Genomic DNA, 15,383 nt, shown 5'->3' with positions numbered 1-15,383 from the left:
CGACGCAATCCTGGCTTAATCCCGGTCTGGCAGTTTGCCCGGGAATCTTTGAGTTCTAACCCTGACGAGGAGTCGCAATGCTGCCTTACCCGCAGATTGATCCGGTGGCCCTGGCCATCGGCCCGCTGAAAATCCACTGGTACGGCCTGATGTACCTGATCGGCATCGGCGGTGCCTGGCTGCTGGCCTCGCGCCGGCTGAACCGTTTCGATCCGACCTGGAGCAAGGAGAAGCTCTCGGACATGGTGTTCTGGATGTCCATGGGGGTGATCGTCGGCGGCCGTCTGGGTTACGTGCTGTTCTACGACCTGAGCGCCTACCTGGCCAACCCGACCCTGATCTTCGAAGTGTGGAAGGGCGGCATGTCGTTCCATGGCGGTTTCATCGGGGTGATGCTGGCGGCCTGGTGGTTCGGCAAGCGCAACAACAAAAGCTTCTTCGAGCTGATGGACTTCGTCGCGCCGATGGTGCCGATCGGCCTGGGTGCCGGGCGGATCGGCAACTTCATCAACGCCGAGTTGTGGGGCAAACCCACCGATGTGCCCTGGGCGATGATCTTCCCGCCGTTCAGCGATCCGGCGCAGTTGCCGCGTCACCCGTCGCAGCTGTATCAGTTCGCCCTGGAGGGCGTGGCGCTGTTCCTGATTCTCTGGCTGTTCTCGCGCAAACCGCGGCCGACCATGGCGGTTTCCGGTATGTTCGCGCTGTTCTACGGGATCTTCCGTTTCATCGTCGAGTTCGTCCGGGTGCCGGACGCGCAGCTGGGCTACCTGGCGTGGAACTGGCTGACCATGGGTCAGGTTCTGTGCGTGCCGATGATTCTCGGCGGCCTGGGGCTGATCTGGCTGGCTTATCATCGCGCTCCGGCCCAGAGCGCGGCGCAATAAATTCGAACCCCGGGGCGTGCCCCGGGTTCAAGGATGCAGGTAATTCATGAAGCAATATCTTGATCTGGTGGCCCACGTCATCAACAACGGCACCAAGCAGGCCAACCGCACCGGTGTGAACACCATCAGCTTTCCCGGGGCGATGCTGCGCTACGACCTCAAGGAAGGTTTCCCGGCCATCACCACCCGCAAGATGGCCTTCAAGTCGGCAATCGGCGAAATGGTCGGCTTCCTGCGTGGGGTGAACAACGCCGCCGAGTTCCGCGCCCTGGGCTGCAAGGTCTGGGACCAGAACGCCAACGAAAATGCCCAGTGGCTGGCCAACCCGTTTCGCCAGGGTGACGACGACCTGGGCGAGATCTACGGCGTGCAATGGCGCAAATGGCCGGCCTACAAGCAGATCAAGACCAGCAACCAGGCGGCCATCGACCTGGCGCTGAGCCAGGGCTACCGGCAGATCGCCGCCGGCGAGGAAGACGGCCAGGGCTACGTGGTGCTGTACAAGGCCATCGACCAGGTGCGCCAGTGCGTCGACACCATCATCAATGACCCGGGCAGCCGGCGGATCCTGTTCCACGGCTGGAACTGCGCCCAGCTGGATGAAATGGCCCTGCCGCCGTGCCACCTGCTGTATCAGTTCCACCCCAATGTCGAGACCCGGGAAATCTCCCTGACCCTCTACATCCGCTCCAACGACCTGGGGCTGGGGACGCCGTTCAACCTCACCGAGGGCGCGGCGCTGCTGAGCCTGATCGGCCGCCTGACCGGCTACACGCCACGCTGGTTCACCTATTTCATCGGTGATGCCCACGTCTACGAAAACCACCTGGACATGCTCAACGAACAGCTCAAGCGCGAGCCGTTCCCGATGCCCAAGCTGGTGATTTCCGAGCGCGTGCCGGAGTTCGCCAAGACCGGCGTCTACCAGCCGGAGTGGCTGGAGCTGATCGAACCGAGCGACTTCTCCCTGGAAGGCTACGAGCACCACGCGCCGATGACCGCGCCGATGGCCGTATAAGCCTCCGTCTGCTGTGCCAGGGGCCGCGCGGCTGACACCGCGTGGCCCCTGTCGATTGAACCTGTTGTCTTTATCGACCTGTGTCCGGAATCGTTCCGGGCCTGACTGTGCCTGGCGGCCAGCTACGCTCTGAAGAGTGACCCCGCCAGACACAGGGCGTCGCCCTTGTGAACTTCAACGTGAGCCGCGAATGGAAGAACTCAATCAAAGCCTGTTCCTGGCCATCAACGCCAGTGCCGGGGCGTCAATGCCGATGCGTACACTGGCGGTTTTCCTCGCGCAATGGCTGGTGCTCAGCGTGCCGTTGCTGCTGGCGGTGCTCTGGGTTTTCGGTGAGCGCCGCCAGCGCATGATCGTGCTGCTTGCGACCCTCGGCATCGTGCTGGCCCTGGCCAGCAATGTGCTGATCCGTGAGCTGTGGTTCCATCCACGGCCGTTCATGATCGGCCTGGGGCAGAACTTCCTTGCCCACGCGCCCGGCGCGTCCTTCCCCAGCGATCATGCCAGCGGCATGTTCGCCATGGCGTTCGCGCTGATCCTCGCGCCCCTGCGCAAGACCGGGCTGGTGATGCTGGGCCTGGCGCTGCTGGTGGGCTGGGCCCGGGTCTACCTCGGGGTGCATTTCCCCTTCGATATTCTCGGCGGGTGCCTGGTGGGGCTGTTCAGCGCCTGGCTGGTGCGCCAGGCCCTGGCCTGGCGGCAGCTTGACCAGCGGCTGCTGACGATGCTCGAAGGGGTTTATCTGCGGTTGATCGGCAGCCTGTGGCGCGGCGCCTGAGGTCGCGCCCGGGGTTCAGTGGCCGTGGCTGCGGCCGACATGTGAGGGTTCGGCTTCCTTGGGGGCCACCGAGCCGCTGACTTCCAGGCGCTGGAGGATGCCACAGTGCTCCAGGTCCGGGCCTTCGCTGCAGCGCTGGCGCAGGTCCAGCAGTTGTTCCTGCAGGGCCAGCAAACCGTCGATGCGCGCCTTGACGTGATGGATATGCTCGTCGATCAGGGCGTTGACGCTGGCGCACTGGTCCTGGGGACTGTCGCGCAGGTTGAGCAGGCTGCGGATTTCCTCGAGGGTCATGTCCAGGCTGCGGCAATTGCGGATAAAGGTCAGGCGCTCGGTGTGGGCCTGGGTGTAGAGGCGGTAGTTGCCTTCGCTACGGGCCGGTTCCGGCAGCAGTCCTTCGCGCTCGTAGTAACGGATGGTTTCGACCTGACAGTCGGTGAGTTTCGCCAGTTCGCCAATCTTCATTGCCGTCGTCTCCGAATGGGTGCTTGACCCTATAGTGGCTACAGGGTGTTCACTTGGCAACAAGCACCTCTATTCGGACGCGACCCCTTATGAGCGACTCCATTCACAACCCGCGCAAGCCCGACGCCCAGCACACCCATGCTGAACACGATCACGATCACAGCCATGCCCACGCCCCGACGGGCAAGCTGCAGCCGGTCAAGGCCCACGACCACGCCGCCCATGGCGCTTCCTGCTGCGGTGCCGCCGTCCCTTCGCCGTCCAGGGTCACCCTGAGCGAAACCCCGACCGCCGGCGCACGCTTGAGCAGCTTTCGCATCGAAGCCATGGACTGCCCCACCGAGCAGACCCTGATCCAGAACAAGCTGGGCAAGCTGGCCGGGGTCCAGGCCCTGGAATTCAACCTGATGAACCGTGTGCTGGGGGTGACCCACGACCTGCCGAGCACCGCGCCGATCATCGAGGCGGTCAAATCCCTGGGCATGCACGCCGAGCCCCTGCAGCAGGAGGGCGCCGCAGCCGCGCCTGCCGCCGCGCCGGTGAAGAAAGCCTGGTGGCCGCTGGCGCTGTCCGGGATCGGTGCGCTGGCCGCCGAAGTCATTCATTTCACCCAGGCCGCCCCCGATTGGGTGGTGGCGTTGGTGGCCCTGGTGTCGATCCTCAGCGGCGGCCTGGGCACCTACAAGAAGGGCTGGATCGCCCTGAAGAACCGCAACCTCAACATCAATGCGCTGATGAGCATCGCGGTGACCGGCGCGGTGCTGATCGGCCAGTGGCCGGAAGCGGCGATGGTGATGTTCCTGTTCACCGTGGCCGAGTTGATCGAGGCGCGCTCCCTGGATCGGGCGCGCAACGCCATCAGCGGCCTGATGCAGATGACCCCGGAACAGGTCACGGTGCAGCAGGCCGACGGCAGTTGGCGCGAAGTGGAGGCGAAAAGCGTCGAACTGGGGGCATTGGTACGGGTCCGTCCCGGCGAGCGCGTCGGTCTGGACGGCGAGGTGGTGTCCGGCAGTTCCACCATCGATCAGGCGCCGATCACCGGGGAAAGCCTGCCGGTGGAAAAGACCGTGGGCGACAAGGTGTTCGCCGGCACCATCAACCAGGCCGGCTCCCTGGAATACCGGGTGAGCGCCGCCGCCAACAACTCGACCCTGGCGCGGATCATCCATGCCGTGGAACAGGCCCAGGGCGCGCGGGCCCCGACCCAGCGCTTCGTCGATACCTTCTCGAAGGTCTACACCCCGGCGGTATTCGCCTTCGCCCTGGCCGTGGCGCTGATTCCACCGCTGTTCATGGCCGGCGCCTGGTTCGACTGGATCTACCGCGCCCTGGTGCTGCTGGTGGTGGCCTGCCCCTGTGCCCTGGTGATCTCCACTCCGGTGAGCATCGTCAGCGGCCTGGCGGCGGCGGCGCGCAAGGGCATCCTGGTCAAGGGCGGGGTCTACCTGGAGGGTGGCTACAAGCTCGACTACCTGGCCCTGGACAAGACCGGCACCATCACCCACGGCAAGCCGGTGCAGACCGATTTCCTGGCCCTGGACCCACTGGCCCAGGACACGGCTCCGGCCCTGGCCGCGAGCCTGGCGGGGCGTTCCGACCACCCGGTGTCCCTGGCCATTGCTCGCGCGGCTGTGGATAAACAGCTGGCCATGCACCCTGTGGATAACTTCGCAGCCCTGGCCGGGCGCGGAGTCCGCGGTGAAATCAACGGCCAGCTCTATCACCTGGGCAACCACCGCCTGGTGGAAGAGCTGGGCCTGTGCTCGCCGGCCCTGGAAGAAAAACTCTTCGCCCTGGAGCAGCAGGGCAAGACCGTGGTCCTGTTGCTGGACAGCAACGGGCCGCTGGCGCTGTTCGCGGTGGCCGACACGGTCAAGGAATCCAGTCGCGAAGCCATCCGACAGTTGCACGAGCTGGGGATCAAGACCCTGATGCTCACCGGCGACAACCCGCACACCGCCCAGGCCATCGCCGCCCAGGTCGGAATCGACCAGGCCCGGGGCGACCTGCTGCCCAGCGACAAGCTGCAAGCCATCGAAGACCTGTATGCCCAGGGCCACCGGGTCGGCATGGTCGGCGACGGCATCAACGACGCCCCGGCCCTGGCCCGGGCCGAGATCGGCTTCGCCATGGCCGCGGCCGGCACCGACACCGCGATTGAAACCGCGGATGTCGCCCTGATGGACGATGATCTGCGTAAGATCCCGGCATTCATCCGCCTGTCGCGCCAGACCTCGCGGGTGCTCAAGCAAAATATCGCCCTGGCCCTGGTCATCAAGGCGATCTTTCTTGGGGTAACCTTTGCCGGGCTCGCCACCATGTGGATGGCGGTGTTTGCCGACATGGGCGTCAGCCTGCTGGTGGTGTTCAACGGTCTGCGCCTGCTGCGCAAATAGGACACCTTAGCGACAAGCGACAAGCGACAAGCGGCAAGCGGCAAGCAACAAGCAACTGAGGTGAGAAGCAGAGTGATGAACCCATACCCACCCGCTCCAGCGTGTGGCTTGGCGCTGCAAGCGTGCTGCTGCGACAAGCCGCCATGCTGAGCGCGGAGCTGAAGGCCTTTTACATGGTCGCCCGCCTGGGCAGCATCACCCTGGCGGCGAAGAAGCTTGGCCTCAGTCAGCCGACTGTGACCACGCAGATCCGCAACCTGGAAAGCCAGTACTCGGTGGAGCTGTTCTACCGCGGCGGTCGGCGCCTGAGCCTGAGCGACGAGGGCGCGCGCCTGCTGCCGATGGTCAAGGAGCTGTTGCAGAAAGAAGCCGACATCGAGTTCTTCCTGCGTAACAGCGGCCAGGTACAGGGCACCTTGCGGATTGCCGCCACGGCGCCGTACTACATCCTCGATCTGGTGAAAACCTTCCGCCAGCGCCTGCCCCAGGTGGACGTGTCGGTGGAGATCGGCAATTCCCAGCAAGTCCTCGAAGCCCTGGAGGACTACCGGGTGGACGTGGCGGCCTCGTCACAGTTGCTGGAGGATTCGCGCCTGATCCGTCGGGTGCTGGGCAGCGACCCGCTGGTGCTGGCGGTGCACCGCGACCATCCCCTGGCGGCGCTGGAGCACGTGCCCCTCAATGCCCTGGCCGGGCATACCCTGCTGATGCGCGAGCCGGGTTCCACCACCCGCAGCCTTACCGAAGCCCTGCTCAAGGACGCCAATGTCAGCGGTGGCCCGCTGCTGGAAATCGGCAGTCGCGAATCGATCCGCGAGGCGGTGCTGCGCAACATCGGCATCAGCATCATTGCCCGCCAGGAAGTGCCCCACGACCCGCAGCTGCGGGTGCTGACCATCGAGCATGCGCCGCAGATCGTCGAATACCTGTACTGCCTCAAGGAGCGCAAGAACGCGCGCCTGCCCGCGGCGTTTCTCGGATTGGCGCAGGAGATGGCTCCCGCCTGAAGGATCTGCATCGGCCATGCCGATGGCTTCGCGAGCAAGCTCGCTCCTACAGGGGAGAGTGCATTTCAATGTAGGAGCGCGCTTGCTCGCGAAGGCGTCAGATCAGCCAGCACATGACTGGCAGGTTGAACCAAAATCCCCGAATACCACTATCGGTCGTTTTTGCCTTACTGCCATATGACCGACGCATTACAACTCTAGGATTGGCCCCATCTGCTTGATGAGGTCCATCCATGAACCACTCCACTGCAACTGCCCTGAGCAACCCCGGCGCGCCGATGAAGGTGCGCGGCGTCCAGAAGCGCTTTGGCGCCTTCACCGCATTGGACAACGTGTCCCTGGACGTCGCCGCCGGCGAGCTGGTGTGCCTGCTGGGCCCGTCCGGCTGTGGCAAGACCACGCTGCTGCGTTGCATCGCCGGCCTGGAGCGCCAGGACCAGGGCGAGTTGTACCTGGGGGATCGGGACGTTTCGCTGCTGGCGCCGCAAGCCCGGGACTACGGCATCCTGTTCCAGTCCTACGCGCTGTTTCCCAATCTCACGGTAGAAGCCAACATCGCCTACGGCCTGGCCGGTAGCGGCCGTGAGGAAGTGCGCAAGCGCGTGGCGCAAATGCTGGAACTGGTGGGCCTGAGCGGCAGCGAGAAGAAGTACCCCGGCCAGCTGTCCGGCGGCCAGCAGCAGCGCGTGGCCCTGGCCCGCGCCCTGGCACCGGCACCGTCGTTGCTGTTGCTCGACGAACCGATGTCGGCCCTGGACGCCCGGGTCCGCGAGCACCTGTGCACCGAGCTGCGCCAACTGCAACGGCGCCTGGGCATCACCACCCTGATGGTCACCCACAATCAGGACGAGGCCATGCTGATGGCCGACCGCATTGCCGTGATGAACAACGGCAGGGTCGAGCAGTACGCCACGCCCCAGGAAATCTACGATCGTCCGGCCACGCCCTTCGTCGCCGAGTTCGTTGGCCAGGGCAACTGGCTGCCCTTCAGCCGCAACAGCGACAGCCATGCCCAGGTCGGCGGAATGAATGTGCGCTTGGCCGACGACTCGGCCAAGGCCGCTTCGGGCCGGCTGTTCTGCCGTCCGGAAGCGATCAGCGTGAACCCGCCAGTGCATGAGGAAAACCTGTTCCCGGCCAAGGTCCGCGAGATCACCTTCCTCGGCAACCGCTGCCGCATGAGTTTTGAACTCGATCAGCTGCCGGGGCATGCACTGCTGGCGGAACTGGCCCCGGAAGCCATGCCGCGCCTGGGCGCCCGGGACATCTGGGTCGCCTTGCCGCCGCGCAGCCTCCAGGTGTTTGCCTGAGATGAGCCTGCCCATGTCCCTGCCGCTACCTGCCAAGCGGGCGCGCCAGGCTTCTCGTGCCCAGATCGGCGACCGTATCTTTGTCGTCGGCGGCAAGGTTCTGCTCCTGGTCCTGCTGGGTGTATCGGTGCTGTTGCCGCTGCTGGCGATCTTCTGGCGCGGCTTCAGCTCCGAGGCCGGGCAGGGCGGTGGCTGGCTGGCGGCCCGCGAGCTGGTGAGCAGCGCCAACTTCCACTGGTTGCTGGGCAACAGCCTGAAAGTCTCCCTCAGTGTCGCCGCCATCGTGGTGCCCCTGGCCTACCTGTTCGCCTACGCCCTGCAACGCACGCTGATTCCCGGCAAGGGCCTGTGGCGTGGCCTGTCACTGTTGCCGCTGATGGCGCCGTCGATGCTGCCGGGCATTGCCCTGGTCTATCTGTTCGGCAACCAGGGCCTGCTCCGCGGCCTGTTCGCCGAGAACATCTACGGCTTCTGGGGCATCGTCCTCGGTGAGGTGATCTACACCTTTCCCCATGCCCTGATGATCCTGCTCTCGGCCCTGTCCCTGGCGGACGCGCGGCTGTTCGACGCCGCATCGAGCATGGGCGCCAGTCCCGCCAGGGCCTTTCGCAGCATCACCTGGCCGGCGACCCGGCAGGCGGTGTTCGCCGCCTTCTGCCTGGTGTTCACCCTGACCATCACCGACTTCGGCGTGCCGGTGGTGGTGGGCGGCGACTATCAGGTGCTGGCCCTGGAAGCCTACAAGGCGGTGGTGGGGCAGCAGCAGTTCGGTCGCGGCGCCTTGATCGGCATGGTCCTGCTGTTGCCGGCACTGTTGAGCTTCGGCGTCGATGCCTGGCTGCGCCGTCGCCAGGGCGATTCCATGAGCGGTCGCGCCCAGGTGTTCCGGCCTGCGCCATCGCGGCTGCGGGACGCCTGCTACCTGGCCATCGTGCTGCTGATCTGCGCCGCGCTGCTGCTGGTGTTCGGCATGGCGGTGTATTCGTCCCTGGTGAAGTTCTGGCCCTACAACCTGTCGCTGTCGCTGAACCACTACCAGTTCGACGACACCGCCGGCGGTGGTTGGCTGGCCTACCGCAACAGCTTGAGCATGGCCCTGTGCACGGCGCTGATCGGCAGTGTGCTGATCTTCACCGGTGCCTACCTGATGGAAAAGACCCGCGGCCAGCGCGGCCTGAACCTGGCGCTGCGTCTGCTCAGCTTCGTGCCGATGGCGGTGCCCGGCCTGGTGCTGGGCCTGGGCTACGTGTTTTTCTTCAACCTCAACGGCAACCCGCTGCATGTGTTCTACGGCAGCCTGACCCTGCTGGTGGTGTGCACCATCGCCCACTACCTGACCACCGCGCAGATGACCGCCACCACCGCCCTGCGCCAGCTGGATGCCGAGTTCGAGGCCGCCGCGCTGTCGCTCAAGGCGCCGCTGTACCGGCATTACCTGCGGGTCACTGTGCCGATCTGCCTGCCGGCGCTGCTGGACATCGTGCGCTACCTGTTCGTCTCGGCGATGACCACGGTGTCGGCGGCGATCTTCCTCTACAGCCCGGACACCATCCTCGCCGCCGTGGCCGTGCTGAACATGGACGACGCTGGCAACGTCGGCGGCGCCGCGGCCATGTCGACCCTGATCCTGTTCACCTCGGCCGGCGTCTCGCTGCTCTTGGCCTGGGCTTCGCGCGGCTTGCTGCGCCGCTCCCAGGCCTGGCGGCAGACCGCGCCGGGTCAATGATGCCTCGTTCACCCACCCTCTGATCCGCACTCACCAAGGAACCGCACCATGTTCAAGCCCCTGGCTCTTGCCGCTGCCGTCCTCTCTGCTGTCAGCCTGAATGCGTTTGCCGGGAAAACCGAGCTGACGGTCTACACCGCCCTTGAAGCCGAGCAACTGAAGACCTACAAGCAGGCCTTCGAAAAGGCCAACCCGGAGGTGGAGATCAAATGGGTGCGTGATTCCACCGGGATCATCACCGCCAAGCTGCTGGCGGAAAAAGCCCGGCCGCAAGCGGACGCGGTCTGGGGCCTGGCGGCGTCCAGCCTGGCGATCCTCGACCAGCAGGGCATGCTGCAAAGCTATGCGCCCAAGGACCTGGGCCAGATCGGCCCGAACTACCGCGACGCCGCCAACCCGCCGGCCTGGGTCGGCATGGACGTCTGGGCCGCGACCATTTGCTTCAACACCGTGGAGGCCGAGAAGCAGGGCCTGAGCAAGCCGGTGAGCTGGCAGGACCTGACCAAGCCCGAGTACAAGGGCAAGATCGTCATGCCCAACCCGGCGTCCTCGGGCACCGGTTTCCTGGATGTCAGCGCCTGGTTGCAGACCTTCGGCGAGAAACAGGGCTGGCAGTACATGGATGAGCTGCACCAGAACATCGGCCAGTACGTCCATTCCGGCTCCAAGCCGTGCAAGCTGGCCGCTGCCGGTGAATTCCCCATCGGCATCTCCTTCGAATACCCGGCCGTGCAGCTCAAGCGCCAGGGCGCGCCGCTGGACATCGTCCTGCCCAAGGAAGGCCTGGGCTGGGAAATCGAAGCCACGGCGGTGATCAAGGGCACCCCTCATGAAGAGGCGGCGAAGAAGCTCGCCGACTTCTCCGCCAGCCCCGCGGCCATGGAGCTGTACAAGGAAAACTTCGCCGTGCTGGCCCAGCCGGGCATCGCCAAGCCGCAGACCGAACTGCCGGCGGACTACGAGCAGCGCCTGATCAAGAACGACTTCGCCTGGGCCTCGAAGAACCGCGACCAGATCCTCGCCGAATGGCGCAAGCGCTATGACGGCAAGTCGGAAAAGGTCGCCAAGCAGTAACGTCAGGGGCTGCTGTGGCGAGGGAGCTTGCTCCCGCTGGGCGGCGCAGCGGCCCTGAATCCCGACCGTGCGGTGCATCTGCCTGGGAGTGCTGCGCACTCCCGCGGGAGCAAGCTCCCTCGCCACAAACAACGAGACATGAACATGACCCATCACAGCGATCTGCTGATCGTCGGCGCCGGCATCCTCGGCCTGTCCCACGCCTACGCCGCCGCCAAGCGCGGTTTGCGGGTACAGGTATTCGAGCGCAGCGCCACGCCCCTGGGCGCCTCGGTGCGCAACTTCGGCCAGGCCCTGGTCACCGGCCAGCCGCCGGGCATCATGCTGGAGCTGGCCCGAGCCAGCCGCGAAATCTGGGCCGACTGGCAGCAGCTGGCGGGCCTGTCACTCAAGCGCAACGGTTCCTACCTGTTCGCCCGCAGCGAAGCCGAGGAGCAGTTGCTGGAAGCCTTCTGCGCCGGGCGCGCGCGGGAGCACGGCTACCGCGTCGAACTGCTCCGGGGCGCGGCCCTGAATGACCTGTATGGCGGCCAGTTCCGCCATCATCGGGCGGCCTTGCACGGCCTGGACGACCAGCAAGTGTATTCCCGCGAGGCGCTGCCGCTGCTGATCGACTACCTGCGCCGCGACCTGGGGGTGCAGTTCCACTTCTCGACCCTGGTCCGGGACATCCAGCCGGGCCGGCTGCAGAGCACCGCCGGCAGCTTTCATGCGCCGCAGATCGTGCTGTGCTCGGGCCACGACTATCAGACCCTGCTGGCCGAGCCGATCGCCACCCTGCAGCCGCAGGTCTGCCGCCTGCAGATGCTCCGCGCCCGGCCCCAGGTCAACCTCAACCTGCAACATGCTTTGCTCACCGGGCTGAGCTGTGTGCACTACGGCGCCTTCGCCGATCTGCCGCAAGCGGCGGCGGTGCAGGCGCAGATCCTGCGCGAGGCGCCACACCTGCATGAGCACGGCATTCACCTGTTGATCAGCCCGACCCCCTACGGCGAGTTGATCATCGGCGATTCCCACGACTACGGCAGCGATCCATCGCCGTTCAACGCCGAACAGGTGGATAACTGGCTGATCGAGCTGGCCGAGCAGACCCTGGGCTGCAAGGTCCAGGTGGTGGAGCGCTGGCAGGGCGTGTACGGCGCTCGCGGACCCGGGCCGTTCTCCTTCCTGGAAGCCGCGCCCGGGGTGCATGTGGCGCTGATGCACACCGGCGTGGGCATGAGCGTCGGTCCAGCCATGGCCGAGGGCAATATCGCCCGGCTGCTGGAGCACGCGTGATGAATCGACAGCAACGGATCATCGACGAGGTTTTCGGCCTGTACGAACGCTTTGGCGACTGCGACTACATTGGCGAGCCCGTGTCGCAGATCGAACACATGTCCCAGGCCGCGCAACTGGCCCTGGCCGAAGGGCATGACGACGAAGTGGTGCTGGCGGCGTTCTTCCACGATATCGGGCATATCTGCCAGCAGGATGCCGAGAACATGGGTGGTTTCGGCGTGGTCAGCCATGAGCGCCTGGGGGCCGATTACCTGCGCCGGGCGGGCTTCAGCGAGCGTTTGGCGCGGCTGGTGGAATACCACGTCCAGGCCAAGCGCTACCTGACCTTCAAGGAACCCGAGTATGACCAGCGGCTGAGCGAGGCCAGCCGCCGCACCCTGGAATACCAGGGCGGGGCGATGAGCGCGGCAGAAGCGGCGGCCTTCGAGCTCGACCCCTTGTACGCGTTGAGTCTGCGCCTGCGCCACTGGGACGAGCAGGCCAAGGAGCTGTGGGTGCCGGTGATGGACCTGCAGGTGCTCAAGGACAAAGCCATGGCGCTGCTTTGAGCAGAGTGCTTTTTGTAGCCGCTGCCGCAGGCTGCGAACGGCTCCGCAGGAGGCGCCGCTTTGGGGAGTGTTGAAGGTCCTGCGGCCCTTGGCGCAGCCTCGCGGGCTCGGCAGCGGCTACAGGATATGTTGGGCCAGGGCCTCGATCTGCTCCTGGCGCTCGGCCTGGCTCAGGCGTTTGTGCGGGTTGAGCGATGACCACTGCGGATGCGCCCGGGCCTTGTTCAAGGCTTCCGGCAACTTGCCCTCGCGCCAGCTCTTATCCTCCGGGGTGGCCAGGCGGATGCTGTCCAGCGCCGCATGCCCGCGCCGGTTCAGCGCCTGCACCAACTGCCGTTGGCGCAGGGCCAGCAGGCGCAGCACGCTGTCGTCCAGGGTCAGCTCGCGCTGGCCCTTGAGCTTGCCCAGCAAGCGGCTGCCATAACTGCGGGCGGTCTGCAGCGCGCCACCGGCAATCGCCCCAGCCAGGGCCGCGGCGCCCAGGGTCAGGCCGCCCACCAGCAGGTCGACCCCGGCACCGGCCGCCGCGCCCGCGGCAATGCCGCCGCCGACGCGCACCCCCAGTTGCTTGAGGGTTTCCGGGTTGAACAGGTCGTCGCCCCAGCGCCCATCCAGCAGCGGCAGGTCGCTGGCGGCAGCGTCCTCGGGGCGGAAGGCATAGAGCTTGAGCAGGGCTTCGACACAGCGCTGCTCGCGCTGGCGGATGGCCTGGCGCAGTTCGCCGATGGCCTGTTGCTCCAGCTCAGCATCGCTGGCCACGCTGCGGCGGCAGGCGGCGCAGTCCACCAGCAACTCGGCAATCAGTCGCGCGGCGCTGTGCTGGCGCGCCAGGCGCTGGGCCTCCTGGTCGTCGATCAGCCGTTGCAGGGCCGGGCGGGCATGTTCCAGCAGCAGGGCCAGGCTTTCATACAGGCGCCGCTCACCATCCTCCGGCGGCGCCACGCTGTCGAAGCGCACCAGGGCGTGCAGCCCGAGGCGGGCCAGGGCTTCGCGCCAGTCGCCTTCGCGCTGCTCGGCGCTGCTGACGAAATTCAGCACTGGCAGCAGCGGCTTGCCGCAACCGGCCAGGACTTCCAGTTCATCCCGGTACTTGGCCAGCACCGGCTCCCGGGCGTCGATCACATACAGGCCGGCGTCCGAGGCCAGCAGTTGGCGCAGGACCTTGGCTTCCTGCTCGAAACGTTGCCGAGCCTCGCTGCCCTCGAGAAAGCGCGCCAGTCGGGCCGGGCCGTCCAGGCGTTCGCCGGGGCGCTCCAGGCGCTCCAGGCGCTCCAGGTAATCCAGCAGGGCGATGGCGTCTTCCAGGCCGGGGGTGTCGTAGAGCTCCAGCAGGGGCTGGCCATCCACCGAGAGGCGGGCGCCTTCCACGTGTCGGGTGGTGCTGGGGCGATGGGAGACTTCGCCAAAACCCACGTCCCGGGTCAGGGTGCGCAGCAGCGAGGTCTTGCCGACGTTGGTGTGACCGACCACCGCGAGTTTCAGCGGTTTTTGGCGAGCATCAGTCATGACCGTTCTCCAGCCAGTCGAGGGGCGCGCAATCGGCGCAGGGCAGCTCCAGCTGTTGCAGGGCGCTGTGCCAGTCGCCCAGGCGGTCGGCATCCAGGGCCTGGCCGGGTGGGGCTTGCAGCAGCCAGACCCGGGTCGCGCTGGCGTTGCGCGCCAGTTCGGCGATCAGCCCGAGGCTGCCGCGGTCCGGCGAGCGCCGCGGGTCGCAGGCGATCAGCAGGCGCGCCGGGGGGAAGCGGCTCATCTGCTCCAGCAGGCGGTTGCGTGACTCGCGGCTGTCGAGGATGCCGGCGTCCTTGACCTTGTCCGGCAGCTGCGGCGGCCAGGGGCGCTGCTCGTCCAGCTCGATGGCCACCAGCAAGGCGCCGCTGCTGTCCTCGGCGCTGACGCCGCCTTCGACCCGGTGCAACTGCTCGGGGGCCGCGTCATTGACTCCCAGGCGTTCGCTGCTGGGCATCAGGCGTTCGCGCAGTGAGGCGTAGCCCGGCAGGTTGAGGTCCAGTTGCAGGCGCGCCTGCCCGTGTTTCCAGCGCCAGCGGCAGAACAGCATCAGCAGCAGGCGCGGCAGCACGCCGTAGATCACCACCAGCACCACCAGCCAGATGGCCCAGGACTGGCGGATCAGCTCGGTGTTGTAGACGTCCCGGGTGCTGGCCTGGATGGTCGCCACGCTCGGTGCGCCGAAGCCCAGGCCCCGGGGCAGGGCGCTGAGGGCGTTGGTAATGGCCACGAAGGCATCGCTGCCCAGCAGGGTGCTTTCCCAGACGAAGCTGTAGCGGTGGGTGGTCAGCAGCACCAGCAGCATGACCACGGCGCTGAACAGGGCCAGGCACCACAGGCCGTTGATCAGGCTGCCCAGGGCCCAGCGGTTGAGCTTGCGCCGCTGCAGCAACAGCAGCAGTGCCGGCGGCAGCTGCGCGGCCTTGGCATCGCGGGAGAATTTTTCGCTGAGCCACAGCCACAGGCGGCCCAGGCCGGCCCCGTGTTCACCGGCAAACAGCAGGCCGGCCAGCCAGCTCAGCAGCAGGATCAGGTTCAGGCCCAGCAGACTGCCCAGGGCCCAGAACACATTGACCGGTTGCTGGGTGCTGCCCAGGGCGCTGAAGGCCAGACCGGCGCCGCTGATGACCGCCAGGACCGAGAGCGCCAGCAGCGCCAGGCGCGCGCCCTGCAGCCAGTGCAGCAGGGCACTGTGCAGGCCGTCGCGCTGGGCCAGCCACAGGGCGCGGTTCTGGATGCGGGTGGCCAGGTCGCCGCCCTGGTTGCGGGCCAGGCGATTGGCTTCCTGATCCTCCAGCGGGCCGGCGTGTTCCTCGCGCAGGCGCACGGTTTCGGTCAGCCACAGTCGTTGCAGGGGAGTCAGTGCAGTCACGCGTCATTCCAT

At 66.4% G+C, this 15,383-nt stretch carries 13 protein-coding genes; 10 read left to right on the top strand and 3 right to left on the bottom strand.

Annotated elements, in window-relative coordinates; genetic code table 11:
- The first annotated feature begins 77 nt into the window (after positions 1-77).
- The 3 genes from lgt (at position 78) to POS17_RS28865 (ending at position 2,683) form a co-directional block, all read left to right on the top strand.
- The gene (gene lgt / locus POS17_RS28875; RefSeq protein ID WP_016967543.1) at positions 78-887 is read left to right on the top strand and encodes a prolipoprotein diacylglyceryl transferase; all 810 of its coding nucleotides are present in this window, start codon (positions 78-80) and stop codon (positions 885-887) included.
- Positions 888-933: 46 nt separating this feature from the next.
- Complete coding sequence (locus tag POS17_RS28870; RefSeq protein ID WP_015637397.1) at positions 934-1,905, top strand: thymidylate synthase; 972 nt, start codon at positions 934-936, stop codon at positions 1,903-1,905.
- A gap of 190 nt (positions 1,906-2,095) precedes the next feature.
- Complete coding sequence (locus POS17_RS28865; RefSeq protein WP_060841583.1) at positions 2,096-2,683, top strand: undecaprenyl-diphosphatase; 588 nt, start codon at positions 2,096-2,098, stop codon at positions 2,681-2,683.
- A gap of 15 nt (positions 2,684-2,698) precedes the next feature.
- Here POS17_RS28865 and cadR read toward each other — a convergent pair whose 3' ends face one another.
- The gene (cadR, locus tag POS17_RS28860; RefSeq protein ID WP_060841582.1) at positions 2,699-3,148 is read right to left on the bottom strand and encodes a Cd(II)/Pb(II)-responsive transcriptional regulator; all 450 of its coding nucleotides are present in this window, start codon (positions 3,146-3,148) and stop codon (positions 2,699-2,701) included.
- An 89-nt stretch (positions 3,149-3,237) separates the two neighbouring features.
- Between cadR and POS17_RS28855 the strand changes: the two genes are divergently transcribed.
- The 7 genes from POS17_RS28855 to POS17_RS28825 all read left to right on the top strand — a co-directional run bounded on the left by POS17_RS28855 (position 3,238) and on the right by POS17_RS28825 (position 12,493).
- Positions 3,238-5,547 carry a heavy metal translocating P-type ATPase gene (locus POS17_RS28855; protein WP_060841581.1) on the top strand — a complete coding sequence of 770 codons (2,310 nt, stop codon included), beginning with the start codon at positions 3,238-3,240 and terminating at the stop codon, positions 5,545-5,547.
- A gap of 143 nt (positions 5,548-5,690) precedes the next feature.
- Positions 5,691-6,554, top strand: coding sequence for a LysR family transcriptional regulator (locus POS17_RS28850; protein ID WP_060842029.1), 864 nt, complete (start codon positions 5,691-5,693; stop codon positions 6,552-6,554).
- A 233-nt stretch (positions 6,555-6,787) separates the two neighbouring features.
- Entirely contained in the window at positions 6,788-7,864 is a 1,077-nt protein-coding gene (locus POS17_RS28845) for a putative 2-aminoethylphosphonate ABC transporter ATP-binding protein (RefSeq protein WP_060841580.1), read from the top strand.
- Between the two features lies 1 nt (position 7,865).
- Positions 7,866-9,590, top strand: a complete 1,725-nt coding sequence (locus tag POS17_RS28840) for a putative 2-aminoethylphosphonate ABC transporter permease subunit (RefSeq protein ID WP_060841579.1) — start codon at positions 7,866-7,868, stop codon at positions 9,588-9,590.
- Between the two features lie 48 nt (positions 9,591-9,638).
- Entirely contained in the window at positions 9,639-10,664 is a 1,026-nt protein-coding gene (locus tag POS17_RS28835) for a putative 2-aminoethylphosphonate ABC transporter substrate-binding protein (protein WP_060841578.1), read from the top strand.
- 144 nt (positions 10,665-10,808) lie between these two features.
- Positions 10,809-11,942, top strand: a complete 1,134-nt coding sequence (locus tag POS17_RS28830) for a TIGR03364 family FAD-dependent oxidoreductase (protein ID WP_060841577.1) — start codon at positions 10,809-10,811, stop codon at positions 11,940-11,942.
- Entirely contained in the window at positions 11,942-12,493 is a 552-nt protein-coding gene (locus POS17_RS28825) for a phosphonate degradation HD-domain oxygenase (RefSeq protein WP_060841576.1), read from the top strand. Before POS17_RS28830 ends, POS17_RS28825 begins: the two co-directional genes overlap by 1 nt.
- 117 nt (positions 12,494-12,610) lie before the next feature.
- Here the strand turns inward: POS17_RS28825 and POS17_RS28820 are convergent, their stop codons facing one another.
- Positions 12,611-13,999 (bottom strand): GTPase/DUF3482 domain-containing protein, encoded by a 1,389-nt coding sequence (locus tag POS17_RS28820; RefSeq protein ID WP_060841575.1) that lies wholly within the window; start codon positions 13,997-13,999, stop codon positions 12,611-12,613.
- Positions 13,992-15,371, bottom strand: a complete 1,380-nt coding sequence (locus tag POS17_RS28815; RefSeq protein ID WP_060841574.1) for a DUF2868 domain-containing protein — start codon at positions 15,369-15,371, stop codon at positions 13,992-13,994. Before POS17_RS28815 ends, POS17_RS28820 begins: the two co-directional genes overlap by 8 nt.
- Between the last annotated feature and the right edge of the window lie 12 nt (positions 15,372-15,383).

The organism is Pseudomonas sp. Os17, from assembly GCF_001547895.1.
Lineage (GTDB): Bacteria > Pseudomonadota > Gammaproteobacteria > Pseudomonadales > Pseudomonadaceae > Aquipseudomonas.
The sequence above is the reverse complement of the archived record's forward strand: the minus strand, read 5'-3'. Positions and strand labels throughout refer to the sequence as shown.

Excerpts from the sequence above, each read along its gene's own strand:
- POS17_RS28830 (WP_060841577.1), top strand. The coding sequence starts at position 10,809 with ATGACCCATCACAGCGATCTGCTGATCGTCGGCGCCGGCATCCTCGGC.
- POS17_RS28850 (WP_060842029.1), top strand. The coding sequence starts at position 5,691 with ATGCTGAGCGCGGAGCTGAAGGCCTTTTACATGGTCGCCCGCCTGGGC.
- POS17_RS28840 (WP_060841579.1), top strand. The coding sequence starts at position 7,866 with ATGAGCCTGCCCATGTCCCTGCCGCTACCTGCCAAGCGGGCGCGCCAG.
- POS17_RS28835 (WP_060841578.1), top strand. The coding sequence starts at position 9,639 with ATGTTCAAGCCCCTGGCTCTTGCCGCTGCCGTCCTCTCTGCTGTCAGC.
- POS17_RS28820 (WP_060841575.1), bottom strand. The coding sequence starts at position 13,999 with ATGACTGATGCTCGCCAAAAACCGCTGAAACTCGCGGTGGTCGGTCAC.
- POS17_RS28865 (WP_060841583.1), top strand. The coding sequence starts at position 2,096 with ATGGAAGAACTCAATCAAAGCCTGTTCCTGGCCATCAACGCCAGTGCC.
- lgt (WP_016967543.1), top strand. The coding sequence starts at position 78 with ATGCTGCCTTACCCGCAGATTGATCCGGTGGCCCTGGCCATCGGCCCG.
- POS17_RS28855 (WP_060841581.1), top strand. The coding sequence starts at position 3,238 with ATGAGCGACTCCATTCACAACCCGCGCAAGCCCGACGCCCAGCACACC.
- POS17_RS28870 (WP_015637397.1), top strand. The coding sequence starts at position 934 with ATGAAGCAATATCTTGATCTGGTGGCCCACGTCATCAACAACGGCACC.
- POS17_RS28825 (WP_060841576.1), top strand. The coding sequence starts at position 11,942 with ATGAATCGACAGCAACGGATCATCGACGAGGTTTTCGGCCTGTACGAA.
- cadR (WP_060841582.1), bottom strand. The coding sequence starts at position 3,148 with ATGAAGATTGGCGAACTGGCGAAACTCACCGACTGTCAGGTCGAAACC.
- POS17_RS28845 (WP_060841580.1), top strand. The coding sequence starts at position 6,788 with ATGAACCACTCCACTGCAACTGCCCTGAGCAACCCCGGCGCGCCGATG.